The sequence below is a fragment of the Bacillus sp. AFS059628 genome (assembly GCF_002571225.1).
In the GTDB taxonomy this organism is placed as follows: Bacteria; Bacillota; Bacilli; order Bacillales; family Bacillaceae_G; genus Bacillus_A.
Genome location: NZ_NVEC01000075.1, coordinates 38,813 through 63,151, shown reverse-complemented (window position 1 = coordinate 63,151; position 24,339 = coordinate 38,813). Strand labels below are relative to the sequence as shown.

The window sequence follows — 24,339 nt, the reverse complement described above, 5'->3', positions numbered from 1 at the left end:
CCCCTAAAAGTCCGATTGGTGAGGGATGATAATCAGTGGGGGATGAAGAAACCCCCCACTGATTAAAGTTTCACTTTATCTCATTCTACTGCTGCCCATATCCTTCAAACTTCTTCGCCAAATTCTCCATCTCATCTTCTGGCAATAACTTCGGTTCTCCGATGCTTTTCGTTTGATAATAAATTTGCGCACAAAACTCAATTTCTTCCGCAACAGTAAATGCCATTTTGATGTTATTTGCACCTGCAATTAAACCGTGGTTCGCAAGTAATACTGCACGGCGATCGATCATGCCCTCAAAAGCAGCCTCTGCTAATTGCTTCGTACCAAATGTTTCATACGGTGCACAGCGTACATTTGGGCCCGCGAAAGCAATTAAATACGATACAGCAGGAAGTTCCCATCCTAATGATGCAATCGTCTTCGCATACGGAGAATGTGTATGCACAAGCGCATTTATATCTTCACGATTTCTATAATAAATAAGATGCATATCTAGCTCACTTGATGGTTTTCTCTCTCCCTCTACCACTTCACCATCTAAGTTTAATATAACAACATCTTCCGGCTTCGTTTCATAATAATCTAAACCACTTGGACTCATTGCAACAAGACCTTGCTCACGATTGAAAATACTAATATTACCGCCTGTCCCCTTTGTTAAACCACTAGAAATCATTTTCTTTCCATACGCTACAATTTCTTCTCTTTCTTTCTGTAATAACATATACATCCCCCTAAGTATGAAGCTTATGATGACTGACTTTTTCATTCTATCTATTTATTGAAATAACTTTTTTAAGTTCTCCGTAAACGGTGCTTTTACAATCCCTTTTTCCGTAATAATTGCTGTTATATTTTCATGTGGCGTTACATCAAATGCTGGATTATATACTTTACTTTCTTTCGGAGCAGAATATTGTCCAAAACGATTAATTACTTCAGAAGCATCTCTTTCCTCAATCGGAATTTCTTTTCCTGTCGGTGTTTTCAAATCAATTGTCGGTGTTGGTGCCGCTACATAAAACGGAATGTTGTAGTATTTCGCTAAAATAGATACGCCTAATGTCCCAATTTTATTTGCTACATCACCGTTTGCTGCCACACGATCGCACCCAACAATCACCGCATCAATCTTCCCTTGTGACATGACCATAGCTGCCATGTTATCCGTAATGACAGTAACATCAATTCCCGCTCGCTGTAGTTCTAATGCTGTTAACGTTGAACCTTGTAACCTAGGACGAGTTTCATCTGAATAGATTTTCAAGTCCCATCCTTTTTCTTTTGCTAAGTACATTGGAGCTGTTGCAGTACCATACTTAGTCGTCGCTAACGCACCAGCATTACAATGTGTTAAGACTCCCATTCCATCATGGAATAATGTTAATGCATGTTCTCCAATTTCACGGTTAATTTCTTCATCTTCTCTATGAATCTCTTTTGCCTCTTCTAGTAATCTATCTTTCAACTGAGCAATTGATAAATGTGAGTTCTCTGCCGCGACTGCCTCCATTCTTTCAAGTGCCCAGAATAAATTTACTGCTGTCGGCCTTGATGTTGCCAAATATGCACATACCTTTTTAACTTCCTCTATAAAGTCTTCCATCGTATTTTGAATAACTTCCTTTGTTCCTAAATACACACCATAAGCTGCTGAAACACCAATTGCTGGCGCTCCTCTTACTTTCATTACTTGAATGGCATCCCAAACGCTTTCAGCTGTCTTGAAAGATTCATAGACAACCTCATTCGGTAATAATGTTTGATCTAATAAAACTAAAGAATCATCTTTCCACTGAATGGGTATTAATTGCTCTTCCATCATCTTCTCCCCTTACTTCGCGTAGTGCATTGACTGTTCTTTTAACGTTTCTACAAAGCTTGTGCCTGTTTTATATTGATTAGCCCGTAAAATAAATTTCTTCGCTACTTGAAGACAAATGCGTTCTGCTCTAGCACGTGCTTCCTCATTCTCGATGCAAGTAATATCCTTTACTTTTGCTAGCCCAACAATACGACGAATTAACTCAAGCCCCGTCACTGCAGCTGTATCCTCTAATACAGATTGTAAATATACTTCGTTAAAGCCTTCTTCTTTCGCCATAATCTCGGTCACATGAATATCCCAAGCCTCTAAAAACTTCTTCTTAAACAAATCAATTACCTCTACCATTGTCGATTGTAGCCAACTCATATACGTATCCTTCTCAGCACCGGGCGACATGGTTGCATCTGCATTCACCCAAGCGAACATTAAATTCGCCATTACATTCCCAACGTCATATCCCATCGGTCCATAAAAGGCAAACTCAGGATCAATAACCTTTGTGGAATCATTTTTCACAAAAACAGAACCAGTATGCAGATCACCATGAATAAGTGCCTGTGCATTCGTCATAAAATAAAACTTAAGTTTTGCTGCCTCCATATGAAGCTCTTTATCACTATAAATATGCTCTCTAATCCATCCTTCATTTAACGGAAACAGCTCATTACGCTTATTATGATTTGTAAATGGCTCAGCGTATACGAGGTCCTCTGTAATCTCACATAATTCAGGATTTATATAATTCTTCACAAATTCCTTCTTCTCTTTATGATTCATTACAACATCCGATGTTAATAAAAGTGTATTTACCAAAAAGGTCGTTAAATCATCCGCAAGCTTCGGAAACATTTGATGATTTATAAGTGCTGTACGTAATATTGTGTGGTCCGATAAATCTTCCATTACGCAACAATTCATCACACTATCAAACAAATACACCTTTGGAACGAGCCCAGGTGCTAACCCCTCCTCTAACTGCAAAACATCTGATTCTATACGAATACGATTCGTCGACAACTTAAACTCATCTGAAATCCTTGCTGTATCCCCAGCTTGCTTTACAATGACAGAAATATTCTTCTGTTCATCCCAAACGCGGAATACATAATTTAAATTACCATCACCTATTTCTTTACACTGTAACCCCTTTGCATCCTCAAACTTAGATAATTTCTCTTTCACATATACAATCACATCATTAGCTTCCATTAAAAAATACTTTGTGAACTTAGACATGGTTTCCCCTCCACACCAATTGTAAGCGTTTTCTAAAAGCTATAAAAAATAATAGGTTGAAATTTTTTCATCCTATATTATATCGTCTTTTTGAAAGGTATATCTAGGTTTTATTATATCTTGTTAACATCTTGAGTCAATGTTTCTATACCATTGCAATATGCTTCCTAATTATATATTTGAGATGACAAAAAATGTTCAAAAAGATTCTAATTCATTTTATTTTATTTATCGCACAATTCTTTGTAAAATAGAAATAAGCAATCCCTTTTCAAATCCACAACTTCTAAGAAATATTCCCTTCCTAACAATTTATACTTACACCATGTCTCTAACATACGCACTACACTTTTACATAATCATTGAAAATCTATTACATGAAAACTACCTTTTCATTCTCTAACAACCTTAATTGAGAATAAATATTAATTAAATTGATATAAAGTTGGTTTATTCTCTTGACAAAATAACCACTTCTATATGATAATTAATATCGAATTAGAATTATTATAGTTAATTAAAAAATATATTTTATGAGCACACTATTTTTTGATGCTCAAAACCAACATTTAGGAGGAATTTTAATATGTTATTAATCGGCACAGAAGTAAAACCGTTTAAAGCTAATGCTTACCATAATGGAGAATTTATCCAAGTTACTGACGAAAGTTTAAAAGGAAAATGGAGTGTAGTTTGTTTCTACCCAGCTGACTTCACATTCGTTTGCCCAACTGAACTTGAAGACTTACAAAACCAATATGCAACTCTTAAAGAGTTAGGCGTTGAAGTATACTCTGTATCTACAGATACTCACTTTACTCACAAAGCATGGCATGATAGCTCAGAAACTATCGGCAAAATCGAATACATTATGATTGGTGACCCAACTCGCACAATCACTACAAACTTCAACGTTTTAATGGAAGAAGAAGGTCTTGCTGCTCGTGGTACATTCATCATCGATCCAGACGGCGTTATCCAATCTATGGAAATCAATGCTGACGGTATCGGCCGTGACGCAAGCATTCTTGTTAACAAAATTAAAGCAGCTCAATACGTACGTAACAACCCAGGTGAAGTTTGCCCAGCTAAATGGCAAGAGGGTTCTGCAACACTTAAACCAAGCCTTGACCTTGTAGGCAAAATCTAAGGAGTTCGATCAAAATGATACTAGATGCAGATATAAAAACACAACTTTCCCAATACCTTCAGTTAATGGAGAACGATATTTTACTTAAAGTAAGCGTAGGAGACGACGACGTATCTAAAGATATGTTAGCTCTAGTAGACGAATTAGCTACTATGTCATCTAAGATTACAGTAGAAAAAGTTGAATTAGAGAGAACACCAAGCTTTAGCGTAAATCGCCCTGGTGAAGACACTGGTGTTGTATTCGCTGGTATTCCATTAGGACACGAATTCACTTCATTAGTGTTAGCTTTACTACAAGTAAGTGGACGCGCTCCAAAAGTTGAACAAAAATTAATCGATCAAATTAAAAACATTCAAGGCGAATATCATTTTGAATCTTATATCAGCCTAAGTTGTCATAACTGTCCTGATGTTGTACAAGCTCTTAACGTAATGAGCGTTCTAAACTCTGGTATTACACATACTATGATTGATGGCGCTGCATTCAAAGAGGAAGTAGAAAGCAAAGATATCATGGCAGTACCAACAGTATTCCTAAACGGCGAATCTTTCGGAAGCGGTCGTATGACACTTGAAGAAATTTTAGCTAAAATGGGTAACGGTCCAGATGCATCAGAGCTTTCTGATAAAGATCCATACGATGTTCTTGTTGTTGGTGGCGGCCCTGCTGGTGCAAGTGCAGCAATTTATGCAGCACGTAAAGGCATCCGCACTGGTATCGTTGCTGAGCGCTTCGGTGGTCAAGTAATGGATACTATGGGCATTGAGAACTTCATCAGCGTAAAACGCACTGAAGGTCCTAAGCTAGTAGCAAGTCTTGAAGAGCACGTTAAAGAATACGACATCGATGTAATGAATCTACAACGTGCGAAACGTTTAGAGAAAAAAGAACTTATTGAAGTGGAACTTGAAAACGGCGCTGTTCTAAAAAGTAAGAGCGTAATCGTTTCTACAGGTGCTCGTTGGCGTAACGTTGGCGTACCAGGTGAAGCTGAGTTCAAAAATAAAGGTGTAGCATACTGCCCACACTGTGACGGTCCATTATTCACTGGAAAAGACGTAGCAGTTATCGGTGGAGGTAACTCTGGTATTGAGGCAGCTATCGACTTAGCAGGTATTGTTAAGCACGTAACTGTTCTTGAATTCATGCCAGAATTAAAAGCTGATGCTGTATTACAAGAGCGTCTTAACAGCTTACCAAACGTAACTGTTCTGAAAAACGTTCAAACGAAAGAAATCACTGGTACTGACAAAGTAAACGGTATTTCTTACATCGATCGTGAAACTGAAGAAGTTCATCACATTGAATTACAAGGTGTATTCGTACAAATCGGTCTTGTTCCAAACACAGACTGGTTAGGCGAAACAGTTGAACGCGTTCGCGGTGAAATCGTAACAGACAAGCACGGCGCTACAAACGTACCAGGAGTGTTTGCTGCAGGTGACTGTACAAATAATCCGTACAAACAAATCATCATCTCTATGGGTTCAGGTGCAAACGCAGCTTTAGGTGCATTTGATTACTTAATCCGTAACTAATTATATAGACGTGAGTAAAGAAAAGCGGGTGCCTTGGCACCTGCTTTTTTATAATCTTAATGTATAAATTAAAAATCTCTCATTCCCATTCTTCTCATAAGCACCTGGCAATCTAACTTCTTTCTTCAGCTCAAACGCAGTCTGATTTTCTAAGAAGAAAATATAGTCCTCAGAAGGATAATACAAAATAATATCCACTTCTCTCTCTATTTCCTCTACCGAAAGCAAAATGTTATTTACTACGTTCATAAACACTTGTACAGAAAATGGATTGAAGAAATAAAAACGGTTATCACGTGGATCAATCTCATATTCCTGCGCTAAACAGCATTCAAACTCTATTTTATCTTTACTGTTTCTTACCTTGCGTGCATAGCGCTCAAGATTATCCATTGCTTCTTTATAAAACTCTTCATTCATTTCAATTCCAACCGCTGAAGCGCCACACTTATGGTGCATGTAAAAGTTTAATCGTCCTTTTCCACATCCAAAGTCTACAACCCTGTCGCTACTTCTTATTTCATATTGATTCAATAGCTCATCTAATCCGCTATATGGCGTCGGTTCATAACGGTGATAATGCATAGACTTGTTAAAGCCCTTTTGCTCGCCGACAGTTTTTATATGTAATACAGCATCATAATATTGTTCGTTCATTTGTTTTCTCCTATTAGAAAATGGTACTTATTATTATACACCATGTACCGGAGAGGGATTTTTCATTGCATTAATTGGTGCGTGAAATTATATCGACGATTTTTTTAATATATCGACTTACCGACAATTCACGAAAAAACAGGAGCTCTCTAGCCCCTGTCCTCTAATACCTTTAATACAGTTTGTTTCAATATTTCTACTCCATCCATAATACAACTATGATCGAACTTCATATACGGATGGTGTAATCCAGGTTGTAAGTTTGCCCCGAGTCCGAGCATGACAGCTTTTAAATGTGGTCTCTTCACTGTGTAGTAATGAAAATCATCGCTTCCTGTCGTATACAGCGGTCCAGTGCCCCCCTCTTCCCCGTATACTTCAAGAATACCTTTTCGCATAAAGCGCTCAGCTTCTTCTGACACTTCAGCTCCTGGCGCAAGGTCAATCCATTTGTATGAAGTTTCCGATCCCATCGATGCGGCCGATTCTATTACATGTTCTATTTTTTTCTTCAATTCATCTAATAATGTATTACTCTCCGCTCTGACATCTAAGCTAAAATGGCCATTTCCCGGAATAATATTTAAATTATCTCCACCAGCTTGGCATCTCGTCATCTTCACTGAATAGGAACTTTGCGGTGGTAGCCATATATTTTTCAAACCAATGTTGATCATAGAAATGACATCGATTGCATTTATCCCTTGATGTGGGCGTGCCCCATGTGCATCATCTCCATGAATTGTTCCTTCTAAAAATCCTGCTGCTCCGTGACGAATAGATGAGGCAGCTTGTTTCAAAGGCAGTTCTTCAATCGGTCTTAAATGAACACCAAATAAGAAGTCAGCATCATCCACAGCACCCTTCTCTACCATCTTTAAAGAGCCATTTCCTTTCTCTTCTGCCGGCTGAAAAATAAATCTAACCGTTCCGCTATCCCATCTCATATTTTTCAATTGTAAAATAAGCCCCATCACAATTGTCATATGTGCATCGTGACCACATGAATGGTTCGCTTTAAATTCTCCATCTACTTCTTGCCATAATGCATCCATATCGGCACGAATCGCAATAACTGGGGTTCCGCTTCCGATTTCTGCGATCACGCCTGGACAATCATCAAATATTTTATATGAAATTCCTTCTTCTTTTAAAAAGTTAGTAATATACGCTGTTGTTTCATACTCTTTCCAACTCACTTCAGGGTTTTCATGTAAATGCTGAAAAATTTCAGTTAAACGCTCTTGTAATTCTAATGTTTTCAAAGCTACATTCTCCTTCCCAAATTCCAAAACCATTCAGGTTAATTATACTTATGAAAAACAGATGTTTTTATGAACATATTGAATTTTAAGAAAAAAGTCAATTGTTTATTTTTAAATACAATCGACAACTTATTCATACTCACTTTATAACGATAGAACATTCCCTATTTTCTGTTTTTTTATTGACGCTTACGTTAATTTTTAGTTATTATAACTTAATAACGTCTATTTTGCGACAATTCTAAAAAATACAAACATACATAATGAGGAGGAAGTTTATGAAAAAAGAAATACCTTTTGGCGTAGCAATAATCCCTATTATCATTACCGTTGCAGTTATGATGGTTACAATTGTTGTATTAAAACAAAGCCCTCACGTTCCACTTATTATCGGTACAACCGTTGCTTCTATTGTCGCTGGGCGTTACGGTTACAAATGGAATGATCTTGAAGAAGCAATGTATAAAGGGATTCGTCTTGCATTACCTGCTATCGTCATTATTATTCTTGTTGGCTTAACAATTGGTGCTTGGATTGGCGGCGGAATCGTCGCAACGATGATTTATTACGGTTTAAAAATTTTAACTCCATCACTATTTTTAGTTTCCATTACCGTCATTTGTTCTATCGTTGCATTAGCAATTGGTAGCTCTTGGTCTACAATGGGCACAATTGGTGTTGCTGGAATGGGAATTGGCCTAAGTATGGGAATCCCAGCTCCAATGGTTGCTGGTGCCATTATTTCAGGCTCTTATTTTGGCGATAAAATGTCACCGCTTTCAGATACAACTAACTTAGCCGCAGGATTAACAAATACAGATTTATTCGCACACATTCGTCATATGTTATTTACTACAGTTCCAGGTTTAATTATTACTCTTATCGTCTATGCTCTCTTAGGAAGAAACTTCGGCGATAACAATATTGATGCAAAAAGTATTGATCAAACGTTACAAGTACTGCAACAAAACTTTGTTATCTCGCCCTTCCTATTAATTATCCCTGTAGTCGTTATGGTATTGGTCGCTAAAAAGGTCCCTGCTATACCAGCTATTCTCGTAGGTATTATTTTAGGTTTTTTATCACAAGTCTTTATTCAAGGTGGTTCTGTCTCCGCCTCTGTCGGTGCGCTCCATAATGGATTTGTTATAGACACTGGTAACAAACTAGTAGATGAACTCTTTAACCGCGGCGGCTTAGATTCGATGATGAATACCGTTTCTATGACAATTGTCGCTATGACTTTCGGAGGAGTACTAGAACATACTGGCATCCTTCGCTCAATTGTAAATCAAATTTTAAAATTAGCGACATCAGCAAAAGGGCTTATCGCTTCTACTATCGCATCTTGCTTTGCAACAAACCTTACTTGCTCTGAACAATATATTTCGATTGTTGTTCCTTCAAGAATGTACGCAAATGCATACACAGAAAAAGGACTACATTCTAAAAATTTATCCAGAGCATTAGAAGATGGCGGAACATTAACTTCTGTTTTTGTACCTTGGAATACATGTGGTGTATTTATACTCGCAACACTTGGAGTTGGCGCATTCGAATATGCTCCTTATGCTATATTGAATTTCATCGTACCTATTATCTCGATCATTTACGGTATAACTGGTCTCACAATTACAAAACTATCTGACATTGAAAAAGCAGAACTATTAAAAAAACAAAAAGCTCAATTAGAAGCTTAAAGATAACGGTAAATTCAGTTCATATATTGCGCGAGGGCGTCCTTGTTGATAGGGCATTTCCTCGCCGCAAATATGAGCATACCCATAATCAACTAGTTTCTTTAATAACCTTTCTGTTGATCGGCGAGTCACTTGTAAGTATTCAGAAAGATCTGCTGCTGTAAACTTCAATGAAGAATGTGATTGACTAAATTGAATAATTTTTGATAAGTTTGCTGGACTAAGTTTCGTTTCCTTCGCTATTTTCATTAGTTCCGGGTTTTCATTCTTCAAACTTTGTACTCTCTGTTCTTTCGGGAACGGACCAAATAGTTCTTTATCACTTGTTAGTATATAAAAACAGTGGTCTATTAGATTGTTCTTAGCAAAATCTTGAGCGATTTTAGCATTTTGCTCCGCTTCTTTTACGGTTTTTCCGTAACCAAATCCAATAGCTATCGTTCCTTCTATACTCGCAAATAAATTATTTATCATATTTGTTTTTATAATCGATTCTATATCACCACGAGTCGTATACAAAATGAACGTCATTTCATCAATTTTTTTAAATGAACCATGCAGTTCTTTTGAAATGACATCTAATTGCTCAAGCAAACCTTCTCGTAATTCTAAAGAAGAAATCATACAAGCGCCAACAGTAGCTGAATGGCTTTTTGCTAACTCAGCTTTTATTTTTGCATCTTTTAGCCCATGTATAATGGACTGTGTTGGATCAATCATACGCTCTGAAGGAACACCTATTTTTTGAAGCTCGTCGTAAACAGCGTGAATACTAGTTAAAGCTAAATGAGCCTTTCCAGATTGATATTTAGCTACATGAAAATCGATAACTCTATTTATTTCATCTTTACTCCACAGCATATTTTGATAATCAAACACTTGTGGCCTTTCTTTTATACCGATATCATGGAACACATTTGTAATGAATGAACAGTCTACTAAATCAATTGAAATTTGATGTGGTTGAATACCTTGGTGATACATGACAGAAAGAATGGAAGATGCGACAGTTGCCTCGTCTTGCTGTAAGTACGTACTTGGAATTCGTAATTGTTCTCTTATTTCTTTTGCCATATAATAAGGTAAAGCACCTGAGAAAAAGATGAAATCACAAGGCTTTAAACGCTTTAATAGTTCAGAAGATTCTGCCGGATGAAGGTAAATATATGGATCAATCTCTATTTCTTCTAGTTTATGAGCAACAGGTAAAAGTGTCTCCATAAACTCTTTTGAACCGACGACTGCAATTTTTATCATCATTTCTCTAACTCCTTATCATCAATTAACGACTATTTAACGTCAACTATATCAAATGTACAAAACTATTGTAAACAGGAAGGGGTCTCTACCTAATGAAAATTACAGCTATTCATCTTTATGCAATTCGTTTACCGCTTCGCGATCCGTTTGTTATTAGTTATGGTTCTTATTCTGATATGCCTTCTATTATCGTCAAAATGGAAACAGATGAAGGCATTATCGGTTACGGTGAAGGCGTTGCTGATGATCACGTTACAGGGGAATCATGGGAAAGTACTTTCCATACTTTAAAACATACACTTGCTCCTGCGCTCATCGGATGCAATCCAATGAATATCGAGAAAATACACGATATGATGGATAATACAATTTATGGTGTTCCTACTGCGAAAGCTGCCATTGATATCGCTTGTTTCGATATAATGGGTAAAAAATTAAATCAACCTATATATCAATTAATTGGCGGACGCTACCATGAAGAGTTTCCTGTCACTCACGTCTTAAGTATCGCCGAACCTGAAGAAATGGCTAAAGAGGCTGCCTCTATGATTCAAAAAGGTTACCTATCTTTCAAAATGAAAGTTGGTACAAATGTAAAAGAGGATGTAAAAAGAATTGAAGCTGTACGTGAACGTGTAGGAAATGATATCGCAATCCGTGTTGATGTAAACCAAGGTTGGAAGAATAGCGCAAACACATTAACAGCACTTCGTTCATTAGGTCATGTAAACATCGACTGGATTGAACAGCCTGTTGTCGCTGACGATATTGACGCAATGGCCCACATTCGTTCTAAAACAGACTTTCCGCTTATGATTGATGAAGGATTAAAGGGCTCTCGTGAAATGCGCCAAATTATTAAATTAGACGCTGCTGATAAAGTAAATATAAAACTAATGAAATGCGGTGGCATATATCCAGCTGTAAAACTTGCTCATCAAGCAGAAATGGGAGGCATTGAATGCCAAGTTGGATCCATGGTCGAATCATCTATTGCCTCTTCCGCAGGATTCCATGTCGCTTTCTCAAAGAAAATCATTACGAGCGTTGAACTTACAGGTCCATTAAAGTTCACGAAAGACATCGGAAACTTACATTACGATGTACCATTTATTCGCTTAAACGAAAAGCCAGGACTCGGCATTGAAATAAACGAAGATACATTACAAGAACTAACCGTATTTCAAGACGTTGTACGCTAAAGGAGGACTAACGCATGACAGTTCTATACAAAGGATCATTAAAACAAAATAACGATCCATTTCATGTTACATTACTATCCAAAGAGCACATCGAACAAATTTTATTACTACAGAACGTTGTAGTTGAAGCACTAGAAGATAAAAGTCGCTTACAACCACTCTCATTAGAAGAATTTCAATACATTCTAGAAGGAAACGGCATGATGATCGGTGCTTTTATCGAAAACGAACTCATCGCATTTCGTGCCCTACTCGTCCCTCCTATCGACGAAGAACATTTAGGACTTGATATTGGCATACTAGAAAACGAACTACATCGCGTCATCTATCAAGAAATCTCAAACGTTCACCCGAACTGCCGAGGAAATGGAATGCAAAAAATATTAGCGAAAGTCATCATGGACGAATTACAAAAAGAAGGCAGCAAATACGACTATGTTTGCTGCACCGTTGCCCCTTTTAACATTCCAAGTTTGAAGGATAAGTTTGCGCAAGGGATGGAGATTGCTGCATTGAAAGAGAAATATGGCGGGAGTATGCGGTATGTTTTTGTGAAGGAATTGCGTGGGGACAAGGAAAGAGATTGGACGGAGATTAAGAGCCTTCCGATGAGTGATGCTGGTGGACAGCAGGCATTGCTTTCGAACGGTTATCGTGGGTATGGAATGGAGAAAGTAGACGGAGATTTTGTTGTAAAGTTTGGACGATGATTTATATACCTGAAAAAAAGGAGATGTCTGCTGTGACCTCTCCTTTCACTTTCTCTTGATTGAGCATATCGATCGCAACCTATATAAAGTGCACCACTAACCACTAAACCGTCATCTTCCAACTAGATAACGCTAACCAATTCTCCATTTCCTTATAATCAGGCATGATCTTCCCGACAAGGCGCCAAAAAGAGCGATCATGATTTAAATGAACCATATGGCACATTTCATGAACAACTACATAATCAATTACTCGCTGTGGTGCCATCGCTAGCTTCCAATTGAATGTTAGCTGTAAATTTGAATCGCAAGTGCCCCACGTACGACTACTATCTGTAATACGAATAGAACGCGGTTTTGTTTTAAAGTTACTTTGATGTGCTTTAATACTCTTCTCTACTAATGACTTACACTGCTTATAGTAAAATCGTTTTAAAGCTTGCTGTATTTTCTCATATTTAAGCTCTTTCACATAAATATGTAGCTTATCCTTTTCAAACACTGCATTGTCTTGCTTAATGTTTGCGTCTTGAGAAATTTGTATCGGATACGTACTTCCTAAATACAAAAAGCCTTCTCCTTGATCATAATCCTTTTCCTGTGGTCCACGCGCTCGCTCCGCCATTTCCTTACGTGTTGTCTGAATCCAATCCCACTTCTCTTCTAGCAACTGAACTAAGTATTCAACAGGTGTGCCTTTCGGAGCTTGCACTTCCACATTTCCGTACGAATCTACAAAAAGACGCACCGACTTTTTCTTTTTATAAGTTATATGAAAATTAATCGTCTCACCTAAATAAGTATGTATCATTTCATCACCTAACGTATTATTTTGCAAATAAAAAAGAGTAGGATACGAAAGTCCTACTCTATCTATTATATCATTTACCGCTTTGGCGGACTCATTATCCTCTATACTTTACAGCTAATCCCTTAATGAAGTTCCTTGCATATCTATCGCCGCACTCTTTGTAATTTTTATGGCCTTTTTTTCTTAATAGAGCGCCTAGTTCTCCCTTAGTCACCGTAACGCCTACACTATCTAATATATCAAGTACATCCTCACTCGTTAAAGATAGTGCAATTTTCATTTTCTTTAGTAGAAGGTTGTTAGCACTCTCTTTGCTTTGTACAGGGGCTGGCTGCCCAGGTTTCGGATCTTGCTTCCCTCTTTTTAAAGTAATAAACCCATTGAAAAATGCCTCTAACATCATCATATCGCATGTTTTTACGTACTCATCTTCAGCTACCTCATCATTTTCAGCTTCATGCTGAGGCGCTCTCTTTATTTTTGTAAGCATATCAACTACGTCTTCTTTCGTTACTTCCATTCCGCCAAGTTTAAAGATTTCTACCATATCTATATCTTTTATATCTAAAGCATATCTTACTCTTTTTAATATATCATTATTGCTCATTGCCATTGTTTTTCCTCCTGAAATGTTAATTATTTATATAGCTGTTAAAGTTTATCCTTTAATCTGCTTTAAACTATCTTACTTAATATAACCTTTTAGTTATTGTCCACTAAATTAATACTTTAACATTTTAAAGATAGGTTTTATAGTCTTACCCGAACTTTTCTCTATCATTGTATCTACAGAACACTTACATGTTTGTTAAATACCTATAAAAAGATTTCTCTCTTAATATTAACTAAAAGAAAGAACAGTGCTTTGATTTCTCAAATACACTGTTCCCTTTAACTCTATGGCTTATTTTAAGTTCAACCAAGCTACACTACAAATAAAATGATGTAACTCCTTAAAAGCTACACCGTTTCACTACCTTCTACTACATTCAAACTCGCCTCAAACTTATCAAGCAATGTACGTACTTCATCAGTCGACTTCGTACTCATCAATTGATTTCTCAATTCAGCAGCTCCAGGGAAGCCTTTTACATAAATTTTGAAGAAGCGATGAAGCCCTGTGATTGAGCGTGGCAGTACTTCTACATATTGATCTTGAAGATCCAGCTGCAGTCTTAAAAGATCAAGATGTTCTTTACTACTATGCTCTCTTGGCTCTTTTTCGAAAGCAAATGGATTTTTAAAGATTCCTCGTCCGATCATTACGCCATCAATGCCGTATTTTTCAGCAAGCTCCAGCCCAGTTTTACGGTCAGGGATGTCACCATTTATTGTTAGGAGCGTATTGGGTGCAATACGATCACGTAATTTTTTAATTTCCGGAATTAGCTCCCAGTGCGCATCCACTTGGCTCATTTCTTCTCTTGTACGTAAGTGAATAGAAAGATTTGCAATATCTTGTTTGAAAATATGCGTTAACCAATCTTCCCACTCGCTTAACTCTTTAAAGCCAAGTCTTGTTTTTACGCTGACAGGTAATCCGCCCGCTTTTGCTGCTTGAATAAGTTCTGCCGCAACGTCTGGACGCAAGATAAGACCACTACCTTTTCCTCTTGATGCAACGTTCGGTACAGGGCAACCCATGTTAATATCGATACCTTTAAATCCTAACTCTGCCATACCAATACTCATTTGACGGAAATATTCAGGATTATCTCCCCAAATATGCGCCACGATCGGTTGTTCATCTTCTGTAAAAATTAAACGGCCACGTACACTTTTCATACCTTCTGGATGACAATAACTATCCGAGTTTGTGAACTCTGTGAAGAATACATCTGGGCGACCAGCTTCACTTACTACGTGACGGAACACAACGTCCGTTACATCTTCCATTGGTGCAAGTACGAAAAATGGTCGTGGTAAATCACGCCAAAAATTATCTATCATTTCAAATTCAAATCCTCTCACTATGAATACAATTTCAAACTCTCAATAAACCAAAAAGCAGATGGTATAGATTTTCCTATATCAACTGCTTTCCTATTATACCAACTTCAGCCAAGCTACACACTCCACATGAGTCGTATGTGGGAACATATCAACAGGTTGTACTTCCTGCGTTTTATATCCGCCTTCTTCTAGTACTTTTAAGTCACGCGCTAATGTTGCTGGGTTACATGATACGTATACGACGCGTTTTGGTTTCATGTCGATGATTGTATTAAGTAGTGCCTCATCACAACCTTTACGCGGTGGATCTACGACCATCGTGTCAGCGATTACGCCTTCTTTGTACCATTTTGGAATGACTACTTCTGCTTCTCCTACGCCAAATTCAGCGTTTGTCATGTTGTTTAGTGCTGCGTTACGCTTTGCGTCTTCGATTGCTTCTGGGACGATTTCAACGCCATACACTTTTTTCGCTTTTTGCGCTAGGAATAAAGAGATTGATCCAATTCCGCAATAGGCATCAATTACTGTTTCATTGCCATCTAATTTTGCGTATTCTAACGTTTTATCGTACAGCACTTTCGTTTGTTCTGGGTTTACTTGATAGAATGAACGTGCTGAAATCGCAAATTTAATGTCACCGATAAAGTCATAAATATATTCTGATCCGTACAGTACTGTCGTTGTATCTCCGAAAATAACGTTTGTACGTTTCGGATTCACGTTTTGAACAATTGATTTTACTTCTGGGAATTTCGCAGCAATTTCTTCAATGATTGCTTTCTTGTTTGGTAATTCTGCTGTACGAGTAATGAAGACAAGCATAATTTCCCCTGTCACTTGTCCGTAACGAGCCATTACGTGGCGAAGTGTTCCTTTGTTACGCTCTTCGTTGTATGCTGAAATCCCGTGTTTTTCAAAAATACGTTTTACTTCTTGAATTAATGTATCATTTTCTTCTGCTTGAATTAAACACGATTCCATATTAATGATGTCATGTGTTCCTTGACGATAGAATCCAGCTACAAGTCCACCTTCACGTTCTCCAATTGGTACTTGTGCTTTGTTACGGTATACCCACGGATTCTTCATGCCAAGTACAGGATGAACAGGAACATCACTTAATCCGCCGATGCGCTGCATAACGTCGCGTACTTGTTTTTCTTTCGCTTGTAATTGTCCTTCATATGTTAAATGCTGAAGCTGACAACCGCCGCACTGATTGTACACTGGGCATTCTGCATCTTTACGATATGGGCTCTCTGTATGAAGCTTCATTAAACGACCGAATGCGAAGTTTTTCTTCACTTTAATAATTTTAATTTGTGCTTCTTCACCTGGTAATCCGTTTTTAACGAAAATAGGATAGCCTTTTACTTTCGCAACACCGGCACCATCATGTGTTAAATCTTCAAATACTACATCTATAAACTCGTTTTTTTCAACTGGTGGCGTCATTTTTGTACTCATTTTCCGACCTCTCTTTTTCATAACACTGCGTTACATTTTATCATACTTATATGGTCTATTTCTATTGGAAGAAAAAAAGCTATTGACGATAGTTCTCTGTTAATGTTACGCTACTACTAATTTAATACGGACGATGTTACCTCATATATACTCGATAATATGGATCGAGAGTTTCTACCCGGCAACCTTAAATTGCTGGACTATGGGGAAAACTAATGAATATTAGCCTACGTGCAAAAAAGGACTCATATTGATTAGCTTTCTCTCATAGATGAAAGTGAATCCATATGGGTCTTTTTTTATTTTTATTTTTCTAAAAGGTCAGACATCTTACGTATGACATAAAACCTCCTTGTTTTATTTTTAGTAATATAACGAGCGTTTTATGTACAAACTTTATACGAACTTCTGAAAGGGGCAACCACATGCAATATGTAATGAGCATTATCGGTATTCTTGTCGTTTTAGGTTTATGTTTTGCTTTGTCAAACAACAAAAGTAAAATCAACTTCCGTGCAATTGCTATTATGATTGGTTTTCAAATTTTAATCGGTTGGTTTATGTTTGGCACAAAGATTGGTCAACAAATCATTATTTTCATTGGTAAAGTTTTCAACAAACTAATTAAACTTGGTACGACAGGTGTCGATTTTCTCTTTAATGGGATTCAAAGAGATTTTGTCTTTTTCTTAAACGTACTATTAATTATCGTATTTTTCTCAGCACTACTTTCTATCTTTAGTTATTTAGGTGTTTTACCATTCATCGTTCGCGTTGTCGGCGGTGCAATTTCAAAAATCACTGGTTTACCACGCGTTGAATCATTCCATGCGGTAAACTCTGTATTCTTCGGTTCAAGTGAAGCGTTAATCGTTATTAAAAATGATTTACAACATTTCAATAAAAACCGTATGTTTATCATTTGTTGTTCTGCAATGAGTTCAGTTTCTGCCTCTGTTACAGCATCATACGTAATGATGTTAGATGCGAAATATGTACTAGCAGCTCTTCCGTTAAACTTATTCTCAAGCTTAATCGTTTGTTCGCTATTAACACCAGTTGATACGAAAAAAGAAGATGAAGTGATTCAAAAATTCGATAGAACTTTATTTGGTGACAGCTTTATCGGTGCAATGATTAACGGTGCACTTGACGGTTTAAAAGTAGCTGGTATCGTTGCTGCATTAATGATCGCCTTCATCGGTGTGATGGAAGTTGTAAACTACGTAATTAGTGCCGCTTCAGGTGCAATGGGATATGCTGTTACGTTACAACAAATCTTCGGTTATATACTTGCTCCATTCGCGTTCTTAATGGGTATTCCAACTCAAGATATTATCCCAGCTGGTGGTATTATGGGTACGAAGATTGTATTAAACGAGTTTGTAGCAATACTTGATTTAAAAGGTGTTGCATCAACATTATCTCCACGTACAGTTGGAATCGTTACAGTATTCTTAATTAGCTTCGCAAGTATTAGCCAAATTGGTGCAATCGTTGGTACAATCCGTGCCCTTTCTGAAAAACAAGGAAGCGTTGTTTCTAAATTTGGTTGGAAAATGCTATTTGCATCAACACTTGCTTCTATTTTATCTGCGACAATCGCTGGATTGTTTATTTAATAAAAAATCACCTTACTCGTTGAAGTAAGGTGATTTTTTTATCTATTGTTACTTTTCTCATTCCATACATTTTCTCCAAATGCTATGATGAACAAGGGTATGTCCCCACCTCTCTTACAGCGGTGGGGATTTTAAATATAAATATGTAACATAATACACAATAGAAGGTGATTTTATGAGAAAATATGTAGCAATCGCTTTATGTACATCTGCCATTCTAGCAGGTTGTAATACTAGCAATGTAAACCAGGAACCTAAAAAAGAGAAAAAGGTTCAAGAAGTTAAGAAACAAACAGAAACTGTGCAAGAACAAGGTAAAATTTCTTATCAGCCCATTACACACGAGTCTACAAATACTACTATTCATATGACAGATATAAAAGATACTTTAAGTGAAGTACAATATAAAATTTGGCGAACAGCTGATGGGAAGGAAATTGCTAAATCTTTTTCTTCTAAAGAAAAGGAGAAGCAATTTTCACTTCCCTTTGACATAAAAGAATTTGAAGGAAAACGCGGTGAATTTCAAATTGAAGCAATAGGAATAAAAGAAGATGGGAAAACCATCCCACTCACAAAAGCTGCTATTACTTTCGAACAAAATGTTCCCGTTCTTATGTATCATGCAATCGATGATTATCACGGACAAGGCATTAAAGATTTATTCGTCTCACCTGCTAACTTTGAAGCCCAAATGAAATATTTAAAGGACAACGGCTATACATTACTAACTTTTGAACGTTGGGGTGATATTAATAAAGTAAATAAACCTATCTTTGTTACATTTGATGACGGTATGAAAAATAATATGAATGCATTCCATGTTTTACAAAAGCTAAAAGACGATACATTTAAACCAACAGCAACAGAATATATGATTGTTGATAACGTTGATGTAGAAGGATCACTGTCTACTTCTGAAATAAAAGAAATGGTCGATTCCGGCATTTTCTCAGTGCAATCTCATACAGCGACGCATGCAGACTTACCGAAAATTACAAACTATGAAGAGGAATTAAAAGGATCAAAAGAAAAGTTAGAAAAAATAACAGGTAAGCCCGTTATCGCAGTTGCTTATCCATTCGGTCATGTAGATGATAAAGTCGTTGCAGAAACGAAGAAATATTATCAATTTGCGACGACAACAAAACCCGGAAAATTCATTACAAAAGGTGAACCCGATGAATTGTTAAAAATGAAGCGTGTTCGCATACACCATACGACGACCGTAGAACAGTTTGCTTCTTCGATTAAATAACGATGAGGGCTCAATATATTTTGAGCTCTCTTTTTACGCTATATTTATATATATTTTTTGAATTTTCTTGTATTATATATAGTAAGAAATCTTTCAAATTAAAGGAGATTATACATATGTCATTTGAACAAACGTTAGAGAAATATGCTGCCCTTGCAGTCAATGTTGGTGTTAATATTCAACCAGGACAAACATTATCAATTAGCGCACCTCTTGAAGCTGTACAATTTGTACGCCTCGTTACAGAAAAAGCATATAAATCTGGTGCAAAACACGTATATGTGGATTGGAATGATGAGACGTTAACACGCTTAAAGTTCGATCTAGCTCCTGAAGAAGCATTCGCTGAGTTCCCATCTTGGAAAGCAAACGCTCGTGAAGAATTAGCAAAAGAAGGTGCTGCATTTATGTCTATTTATGCAGAAAACCCTGATTTATTAAAAGGTGTAGAACCAACGCGTATCGCAACAGCTCATAAAGTAGCTGGTGAAGCAATGAAAGTATACCGTGATTACATACAAGCTGATAAAGTAAGCTGGTGTGTCATTTCTGTTCCTACGAAAGAATGGGCTGCGAAAGTATTCCCTGACGTTGTACCAGAAGAACAAGAAGCAAAACTATGGGATGCTATTTTCAAAGCTACTCGTGCTGATTTAGAAAATCCTGTGGAAGCATGGAAAGAACACGATAAAACGTTACATACAAAAGTTGATTACTTAAACGAAAAGCATTATAAAGCTCTTCACTATACAGGTCCTGGAACAGATTTAACAATCGAACTTCCAGAAAAGCATGTATGGGCTGGTGCTGGTAGCTTAAATGAAAAGAACGTACCATTTATGGCGAACATTCCAACTGAGGAAGTATTTACAATGCCGCTTAAAACAGGTGTAAACGGCCAAGTATCTAGCACAAAACCGTTAGCATTTGCAGGTAACATTATCGATAACTTCACGTTAACATTTGAAAACGGACGTATCGTAGACTACAAAGCTGAAGCTGGTGAAGAAGCTTTAAAACATTTAGTGGAAACAGATGAAGGTTCCCACTTCTTAGGAGAGGTTGCTTTAGTACCGCATGATTCACCAATTTCAAACACAAATATTTTATTCTACAATACACTATTTGATGAAAACGCATCTTGCCACCTTGCAATCGGAAATGCTTATGCATTCAACTTAGTTGGCGGAAAAACAATGTCTAAAGAAGAACTGGCGGAAAACGGAGCAAACACTAGTATTACACACGAAGACTTCATGATTGGCTCAGCTGAGCTTGATATCGATGGTATTACAGCTGACGGAAGACATGAACCAATCTTCCGTAAAGGTAACTGGGCATTTTAATACAAATAAAAGGCTATCTTCCACACCGGAAGATAGCCTTTTATGATGCCGATGAAACCTTAAGTCCAATTACGCCTAAAACGATAAAGAGAATACAAAAGGCTTGGAATAAGCTAATGTGCTCTTTAAAGAAATACACACTAATAATTGTAATAAGTAACGTTCCAACGCCAGACCAAATTGCATAAGCAATACTTAAATGAATTTTTTTTACAACGATAGCAAATACGCTGAAACAAATTCCATAAAATACGAAAATAAGTACACTTGGAACAAGCTTTGTTAAACCATTTGATAACTTCATCGCAATTGTTCCTGCTACTTCAAAAATAATTGTTACGAGTAATAATAGCCAATATACCATACTAGAATCTCCTTCTCTGTTACCTTATAGAGATTCTAGTATACTACTTATAGCCCTAATGAAATATATTTAATTTCTAAATATTCCTCGATACCGAAATGGCCTCCTTCACGGCCAATACCACTTTCTTTAAAGCCACCGAACGGTGCTTGTGCAACTGATGGAAGTCCATCATTTAATCCGATAATACCGTACTCTAACGCTTCGCTAATTTGGAATGCTTGACTAATATCTTTTGTGAAAATATAAGCAGCCAAGCCATATGGTGTATGATTTGCGCGTTCAATTACTTCTTCAACCGTTTTAAATTTCGCAACTGGTGCCACTGGTCCGAATGTTTCTTCGTTCATACAAAGCATCGTATCGTTCGCCAATCCGATTACAGTTGGTTGCATAAAGTGTCCATCTAGCTCGGCAACCTTTTGACCACCATATAAAACTGTTCCACCCTTTTGAATAGCATCTTCAATATGTTCCTGTACTTTCGAAACTGCATTCTCGTCAATAAGTGGTCCTACAGTCGTCCCGTCACCGAAACCATCTCCTACTTTCAACTGCCCTACTGCCTTTTGAAACTTCTCTGCAAATACTTCGTAAACTTCTTCCTGAACAAATACTCGGTTTGTACATATACACGTTTGTCCTGCGTTACGGAATTTCGAACCGATTACCGCTTCTACCGCTTTATCTAAGTCCGCATCGTTCATAACAATAAACGGCGCGTGACCACCTAACTCAAGTGAAACCTTTTTCATCGTTTGTGCAGCACTGGCCATTAATTCCTTCCCAATCTCAGTTGATCCTGTGAAGGAAACTTTTCGAACACGTCCATCTTCCATCCACGTATCAGCAATTGCTTTCGCACTACCTGTCACAATATTTATTACGCCTTTTGGAATATCTGCTTCATGAGCTAATTCAGCTAATTTTAACGCAGTTAACGGCGTTTGACTTGCAGGTTTTACAACCGCTGTACATCCTGCCGCAAGCGCCGGAGCTACTTTTCTCGTAATCATAGCGGCCGGGAAGTTCCAAGGCGTAATAGCTGCCATAACCCCAACTGGTTGCTTCATAACTAAAATACGTTTATTCGGATGAGAAGCAGGAATCATTTCACCGTATACGCGTTTTCCTTCTTCTGCATACCATTCAACAAAGCTATTTGCATAATTCACTTCACCAAGCGCTTCTGCAAATGGCTTTCCTTGTTCTCTCGTCATGATCGCTGCAATCTCTTCTTTATTTTCATCAATAAGTGTGAACCATTTTTTTAACTTCATTGCACGGTCTGCTGCTGTTAACTTAGACCATGATTTAAAAGCTTCATGGGCAGCATCAACAGCTTGCTTTGCCTCTGTTACCCCGCCCTTTGGCACCGTTGCAAATATTTCTTTCGTTGCTGGATTATTTACTTCGATTTGTTCTTGCAATGTAATCCACTCACCATTTATATACATCGCCTTTTTCTCTACATTTACAAACGTCGCTTTTTTATCCAATGTTTTCTTCCTCCTCTATAAGTCTCTTTATTTTCCTAGTGGCAGCAGATTGACTTATTTTTAAAAACTCCGCTACTTTATAACTCGATCCATATGTTTTATATGCTTTTAAAATAATATTCCGTTCTACTTCTTCTAACATTTTATAGAGACTTTGACCGGACTGTTCAACTGTTGATTCTTGCATCGCTATTGGTAAATCTTCTATCGTAACGATATCATCAGCAGTTATAACAATTCGCTCAATCACATTTTCAATTTCTCTATTATTTCCTTCCCACGGGTAACTAACAAACATTTGTAATGTGCTAGGTGCTAACTTTATATTCCGGCCATATTTCTCGTTAAAGTGTTGTAAATAATGATAAATGAGTGGCAAAATGTCTTCTGTTCTTTCCCGAAGTGGCGGAATTACAATTGGGATGACATTCAGACGATAATATAGATCTTTCCGAAATGTTCCTTGTTTCACCATCATACTTAAATCTCTATTTGTTGCCGCTACAATTCTAACATCCACCTTTTTTAATTCTCTTCCGCCTATAGGGCGAAACGTTTTTTCTTGCAACACTTGCAAAAGCTTCGCTTGAATTTCAAGCGGCATTTCGCCAATTTCATCTAAGAATAGCGTTCCTTTATGCGCTGATTCTAATAGTCCTTTTTTCCCTTCACGATTCGCACCTGTAAAAGATCCACCTGAGTATCCAAAAAGCTCTGATTCAATTAAATTTGTCGGCAATGCCGCACAGTTAATTTCATAGAAACTTTCATTCTTCCGGTTACTCACTTCATGTAAATGACGTACCAATCGACTCTTCCCTACTCCTGTCTCACCTAAAACGAGAACAGTACTATCTACTACAGATACTTTCTTAATTGTCTCGACTATTTTTTGCATAGCGATACTCTTAAAAATAAGTCCTTCATGTTCATATGTTTCTCTTAATTCTTTTTTATATGTTTTTAACTGATTATCCATTTCCTCTACCTTTTGACGTAATTGGTAGAGCTCTGTAAGATCACGAGAATAACTAATTACTCTTCTTAAATTTCCCTCATCGTCAAAAACAGGTCTTGTACGAACGTGTAAATACTCTCCTGATTTTGTCGTCTGAACGAGTTCGATTGGCCTCTTTTTTTCAATTACTTCTAACGTTGCTGATGGATAAAAGATACCATCCTTCTGCAACTCTTTTACATGCTTACCTACTAATTCTTTAGCAGCTAATTGATAGTGTCTTTCACATGTACTATTTACACGCACAACGATTCCCTTTTCGTCAGTTACAAAAATTTCGTCAAACGCATATTCAAATACATCTTGTAAATCCATTAACACTCGTTCCTTTTCTGCAACCATCCTAGCCACCCCTAACTTCCAAAATCCATCGATTCACTTCACTACCTTTATTATAAAGTGAATTTTCTGCATTTTATATAGAGTCAGCTAGAATGTTTGCGATT

General features: G+C 37.2%; 21 protein-coding genes and 1 riboswitch. Of the genes, 8 read left to right on the top strand and 13 right to left on the bottom strand.

Annotated elements, in window-relative coordinates; genetic code table 11:
* Nucleotides 1-85: 85 nt before the first annotated feature.
* From COL05_RS23820 to mtnK, 3 genes are read right to left on the bottom strand one after another with little or no spacing between them, the layout of a single operon-like run.
* The gene (locus COL05_RS23820; protein WP_098670388.1) at nt 86-727 is read right to left on the bottom strand and encodes an L-fuculose-phosphate aldolase; all 642 of its coding nucleotides are present in this window, start codon (nt 725-727) and stop codon (nt 86-88) included.
* Nucleotides 728-781: 54 nt separating this feature from the next.
* Complete coding sequence (gene mtnA / locus COL05_RS23815) at nt 782-1,825, bottom strand: S-methyl-5-thioribose-1-phosphate isomerase (protein ID WP_142337637.1); 1,044 nt, start codon at nt 1,823-1,825, stop codon at nt 782-784.
* A gap of 12 nt (nt 1,826-1,837) precedes the next feature.
* Nucleotides 1,838-3,067, bottom strand: a complete 1,230-nt coding sequence (gene mtnK / locus COL05_RS23810) for an S-methyl-5-thioribose kinase (RefSeq protein WP_098670386.1) — start codon at nt 3,065-3,067, stop codon at nt 1,838-1,840.
* Nucleotides 3,068-3,653: 586 nt separating this feature from the next.
* On the opposite strand from mtnK, the gene ahpC reads away from it, so the two are divergent.
* Together ahpC and ahpF are read left to right on the top strand one after the other, a co-directional pair.
* Entirely contained in the window at nt 3,654-4,217 is a 564-nt protein-coding gene (ahpC, locus tag COL05_RS23805; protein WP_000924422.1) for an alkyl hydroperoxide reductase subunit C, read from the top strand.
* A gap of 14 nt (nt 4,218-4,231) precedes the next feature.
* Nucleotides 4,232-5,758: an alkyl hydroperoxide reductase subunit F gene (ahpF, locus tag COL05_RS23800; RefSeq protein ID WP_098670385.1), complete on the top strand. Its 1,527-nt coding sequence runs from the start codon at nt 4,232-4,234 to the stop codon at nt 5,756-5,758.
* Between the two features lie 48 nt (nt 5,759-5,806).
* Here the strand turns inward: ahpF and COL05_RS23795 are convergent, their stop codons facing one another.
* Nucleotides 5,807-6,415, bottom strand: a complete 609-nt coding sequence (locus COL05_RS23795) for an SAM-dependent methyltransferase (protein ID WP_098670384.1) — start codon at nt 6,413-6,415, stop codon at nt 5,807-5,809.
* 149 nt (nt 6,416-6,564) lie between these two features.
* Complete coding sequence (locus COL05_RS23790) at nt 6,565-7,680, bottom strand: M20 peptidase aminoacylase family protein (protein ID WP_098670383.1); 1,116 nt, start codon at nt 7,678-7,680, stop codon at nt 6,565-6,567.
* A 278-nt stretch (nt 7,681-7,958) separates the two neighbouring features.
* Between COL05_RS23790 and nhaC the strand changes: the two genes are divergently transcribed.
* Complete coding sequence (gene nhaC / locus COL05_RS23785; RefSeq protein ID WP_098670382.1) at nt 7,959-9,380, top strand: Na+/H+ antiporter NhaC; 1,422 nt, start codon at nt 7,959-7,961, stop codon at nt 9,378-9,380.
* On the opposite strand, the gene COL05_RS23780 is transcribed toward nhaC, so the two are convergent.
* A complete protein-coding gene (locus COL05_RS23780) occupies nt 9,369-10,640 on the bottom strand; it encodes a transcriptional regulator (RefSeq protein ID WP_098670381.1) in 1,272 nt (423 codons plus the stop codon). The two genes, nhaC and COL05_RS23780, sit on opposite strands and share 12 nt — an antisense overlap.
* A gap of 92 nt (nt 10,641-10,732) precedes the next feature.
* Here COL05_RS23780 and COL05_RS23775 point away from each other — a divergent pair, with 92 nt between their 5' ends.
* Together COL05_RS23775 and COL05_RS23770 are read left to right on the top strand one after the other, a co-directional pair.
* Nucleotides 10,733-11,842 carry a mandelate racemase/muconate lactonizing enzyme family protein gene (locus tag COL05_RS23775; protein WP_098670380.1) on the top strand — a complete coding sequence of 370 codons (1,110 nt, stop codon included), beginning with the start codon at nt 10,733-10,735 and terminating at the stop codon, nt 11,840-11,842.
* A 14-nt stretch (nt 11,843-11,856) separates the two neighbouring features.
* Nucleotides 11,857-12,552, top strand: coding sequence for a GNAT family N-acetyltransferase (locus COL05_RS23770; protein ID WP_098670379.1), 696 nt, complete (start codon nt 11,857-11,859; stop codon nt 12,550-12,552).
* A gap of 103 nt (nt 12,553-12,655) precedes the next feature.
* Here COL05_RS23770 and COL05_RS23765 read toward each other — a convergent pair whose 3' ends face one another.
* From COL05_RS23765 to rlmD, 4 genes are all read right to left on the bottom strand, one after another.
* Nucleotides 12,656-13,363 carry a M48 family metallopeptidase gene (locus tag COL05_RS23765; RefSeq protein ID WP_098670378.1) on the bottom strand — a complete coding sequence of 236 codons (708 nt, stop codon included), beginning with the start codon at nt 13,361-13,363 and terminating at the stop codon, nt 12,656-12,658.
* 94 nt (nt 13,364-13,457) lie between these two features.
* The gene (locus COL05_RS23760; protein ID WP_084065566.1) at nt 13,458-13,976 is read right to left on the bottom strand and encodes a YehS family protein; all 519 of its coding nucleotides are present in this window, start codon (nt 13,974-13,976) and stop codon (nt 13,458-13,460) included.
* Nucleotides 13,977-14,323: 347 nt separating this feature from the next.
* On the bottom strand, nt 14,324-15,313 hold the full coding sequence (locus COL05_RS23755; protein ID WP_098670377.1) for a tRNA dihydrouridine synthase: 990 nt from the start codon (nt 15,311-15,313) through the stop codon (nt 14,324-14,326).
* Nucleotides 15,314-15,409: 96 nt separating this feature from the next.
* A complete protein-coding gene (gene rlmD / locus COL05_RS23750) occupies nt 15,410-16,786 on the bottom strand; it encodes a 23S rRNA (uracil(1939)-C(5))-methyltransferase RlmD (protein ID WP_098670376.1) in 1,377 nt (458 codons plus the stop codon).
* 121 nt (nt 16,787-16,907) lie between these two features.
* Nucleotides 16,908-17,009, top strand: a riboswitch (purine riboswitch).
* Between the two features lie 202 nt (nt 17,010-17,211).
* Between rlmD and COL05_RS23745 the strand changes: the two genes are divergently transcribed.
* The 3 genes from COL05_RS23745 (at nt 17,212) to COL05_RS23735 (ending at nt 21,012) form a co-directional block, all read left to right on the top strand.
* Nucleotides 17,212-18,408, top strand: coding sequence for a NupC/NupG family nucleoside CNT transporter (locus COL05_RS23745; RefSeq protein ID WP_098670375.1), 1,197 nt, complete (start codon nt 17,212-17,214; stop codon nt 18,406-18,408).
* A gap of 175 nt (nt 18,409-18,583) precedes the next feature.
* The gene (locus COL05_RS23740) at nt 18,584-19,666 is read left to right on the top strand and encodes a polysaccharide deacetylase family protein (RefSeq protein WP_098670374.1); all 1,083 of its coding nucleotides are present in this window, start codon (nt 18,584-18,586) and stop codon (nt 19,664-19,666) included.
* A 116-nt stretch (nt 19,667-19,782) separates the two neighbouring features.
* Nucleotides 19,783-21,012: an aminopeptidase gene (locus COL05_RS23735; protein WP_098670373.1), complete on the top strand. Its 1,230-nt coding sequence runs from the start codon at nt 19,783-19,785 to the stop codon at nt 21,010-21,012.
* 40 nt (nt 21,013-21,052) lie between these two features.
* On the opposite strand, the gene COL05_RS23730 is transcribed toward COL05_RS23735, so the two are convergent.
* The 3 genes from COL05_RS23730 to COL05_RS23720 are packed head-to-tail and all read right to left on the bottom strand — an operon-like array spanning nt 21,053 to nt 24,235.
* A complete protein-coding gene (locus tag COL05_RS23730) occupies nt 21,053-21,376 on the bottom strand; it encodes a DMT family transporter (protein WP_000263262.1) in 324 nt (107 codons plus the stop codon).
* Nucleotides 21,377-21,423: 47 nt separating this feature from the next.
* On the bottom strand, nt 21,424-22,875 hold the full coding sequence (gabD, locus tag COL05_RS23725) for an NADP-dependent succinate-semialdehyde dehydrogenase (RefSeq protein WP_098670372.1): 1,452 nt from the start codon (nt 22,873-22,875) through the stop codon (nt 21,424-21,426).
* A complete protein-coding gene (locus COL05_RS23720; RefSeq protein ID WP_098670371.1) occupies nt 22,868-24,235 on the bottom strand; it encodes a sigma-54 interaction domain-containing protein in 1,368 nt (455 codons plus the stop codon). Before COL05_RS23720 ends, gabD begins: the two co-directional genes overlap by 8 nt.
* Between the last annotated feature and the right edge of the window lie 104 nt (nt 24,236-24,339).

Coding starts and splice junctions, on each gene's coding strand:
- COL05_RS23820 (WP_098670388.1), bottom strand. CDS start 727: ATGTTATTACAGAAAGAAAGAGAAGAAATTGTAGCGTATGGAAAGAAA.
- mtnA (WP_142337637.1), bottom strand. CDS start 1,825: ATGGAAGAGCAATTAATACCCATTCAGTGGAAAGATGATTCTTTAGTT.
- mtnK (WP_098670386.1), bottom strand. CDS start 3,067: ATGTCTAAGTTCACAAAGTATTTTTTAATGGAAGCTAATGATGTGATT.
- ahpC (WP_000924422.1), top strand. CDS start 3,654: ATGTTATTAATCGGCACAGAAGTAAAACCGTTTAAAGCTAATGCTTAC.
- ahpF (WP_098670385.1), top strand. CDS start 4,232: ATGATACTAGATGCAGATATAAAAACACAACTTTCCCAATACCTTCAG.
- COL05_RS23795 (WP_098670384.1), bottom strand. CDS start 6,415: ATGAACGAACAATATTATGATGCTGTATTACATATAAAAACTGTCGGC.
- nhaC (WP_098670382.1), top strand. CDS start 7,959: ATGAAAAAAGAAATACCTTTTGGCGTAGCAATAATCCCTATTATCATT.
- COL05_RS23780 (WP_098670381.1), bottom strand. CDS start 10,640: ATGATGATAAAAATTGCAGTCGTCGGTTCAAAAGAGTTTATGGAGACA.
- COL05_RS23775 (WP_098670380.1), top strand. CDS start 10,733: ATGAAAATTACAGCTATTCATCTTTATGCAATTCGTTTACCGCTTCGC.
- COL05_RS23770 (WP_098670379.1), top strand. CDS start 11,857: ATGACAGTTCTATACAAAGGATCATTAAAACAAAATAACGATCCATTT.
- COL05_RS23765 (WP_098670378.1), bottom strand. CDS start 13,363: ATGATACATACTTATTTAGGTGAGACGATTAATTTTCATATAACTTAT.
- COL05_RS23760 (WP_084065566.1), bottom strand. CDS start 13,976: ATGGCAATGAGCAATAATGATATATTAAAAAGAGTAAGATATGCTTTA.
- COL05_RS23755 (WP_098670377.1), bottom strand. CDS start 15,313: ATGATAGATAATTTTTGGCGTGATTTACCACGACCATTTTTCGTACTT.
- rlmD (WP_098670376.1), bottom strand. CDS start 16,786: ATGAGTACAAAAATGACGCCACCAGTTGAAAAAAACGAGTTTATAGAT.
- COL05_RS23745 (WP_098670375.1), top strand. CDS start 17,212: ATGCAATATGTAATGAGCATTATCGGTATTCTTGTCGTTTTAGGTTTA.
- COL05_RS23740 (WP_098670374.1), top strand. CDS start 18,584: ATGAGAAAATATGTAGCAATCGCTTTATGTACATCTGCCATTCTAGCA.
- COL05_RS23735 (WP_098670373.1), top strand. CDS start 19,783: ATGTCATTTGAACAAACGTTAGAGAAATATGCTGCCCTTGCAGTCAAT.
- COL05_RS23730 (WP_000263262.1), bottom strand. CDS start 21,376: ATGGTATATTGGCTATTATTACTCGTAACAATTATTTTTGAAGTAGCA.
- COL05_RS23720 (WP_098670371.1), bottom strand. CDS start 24,235: ATGGTTGCAGAAAAGGAACGAGTGTTAATGGATTTACAAGATGTATTT.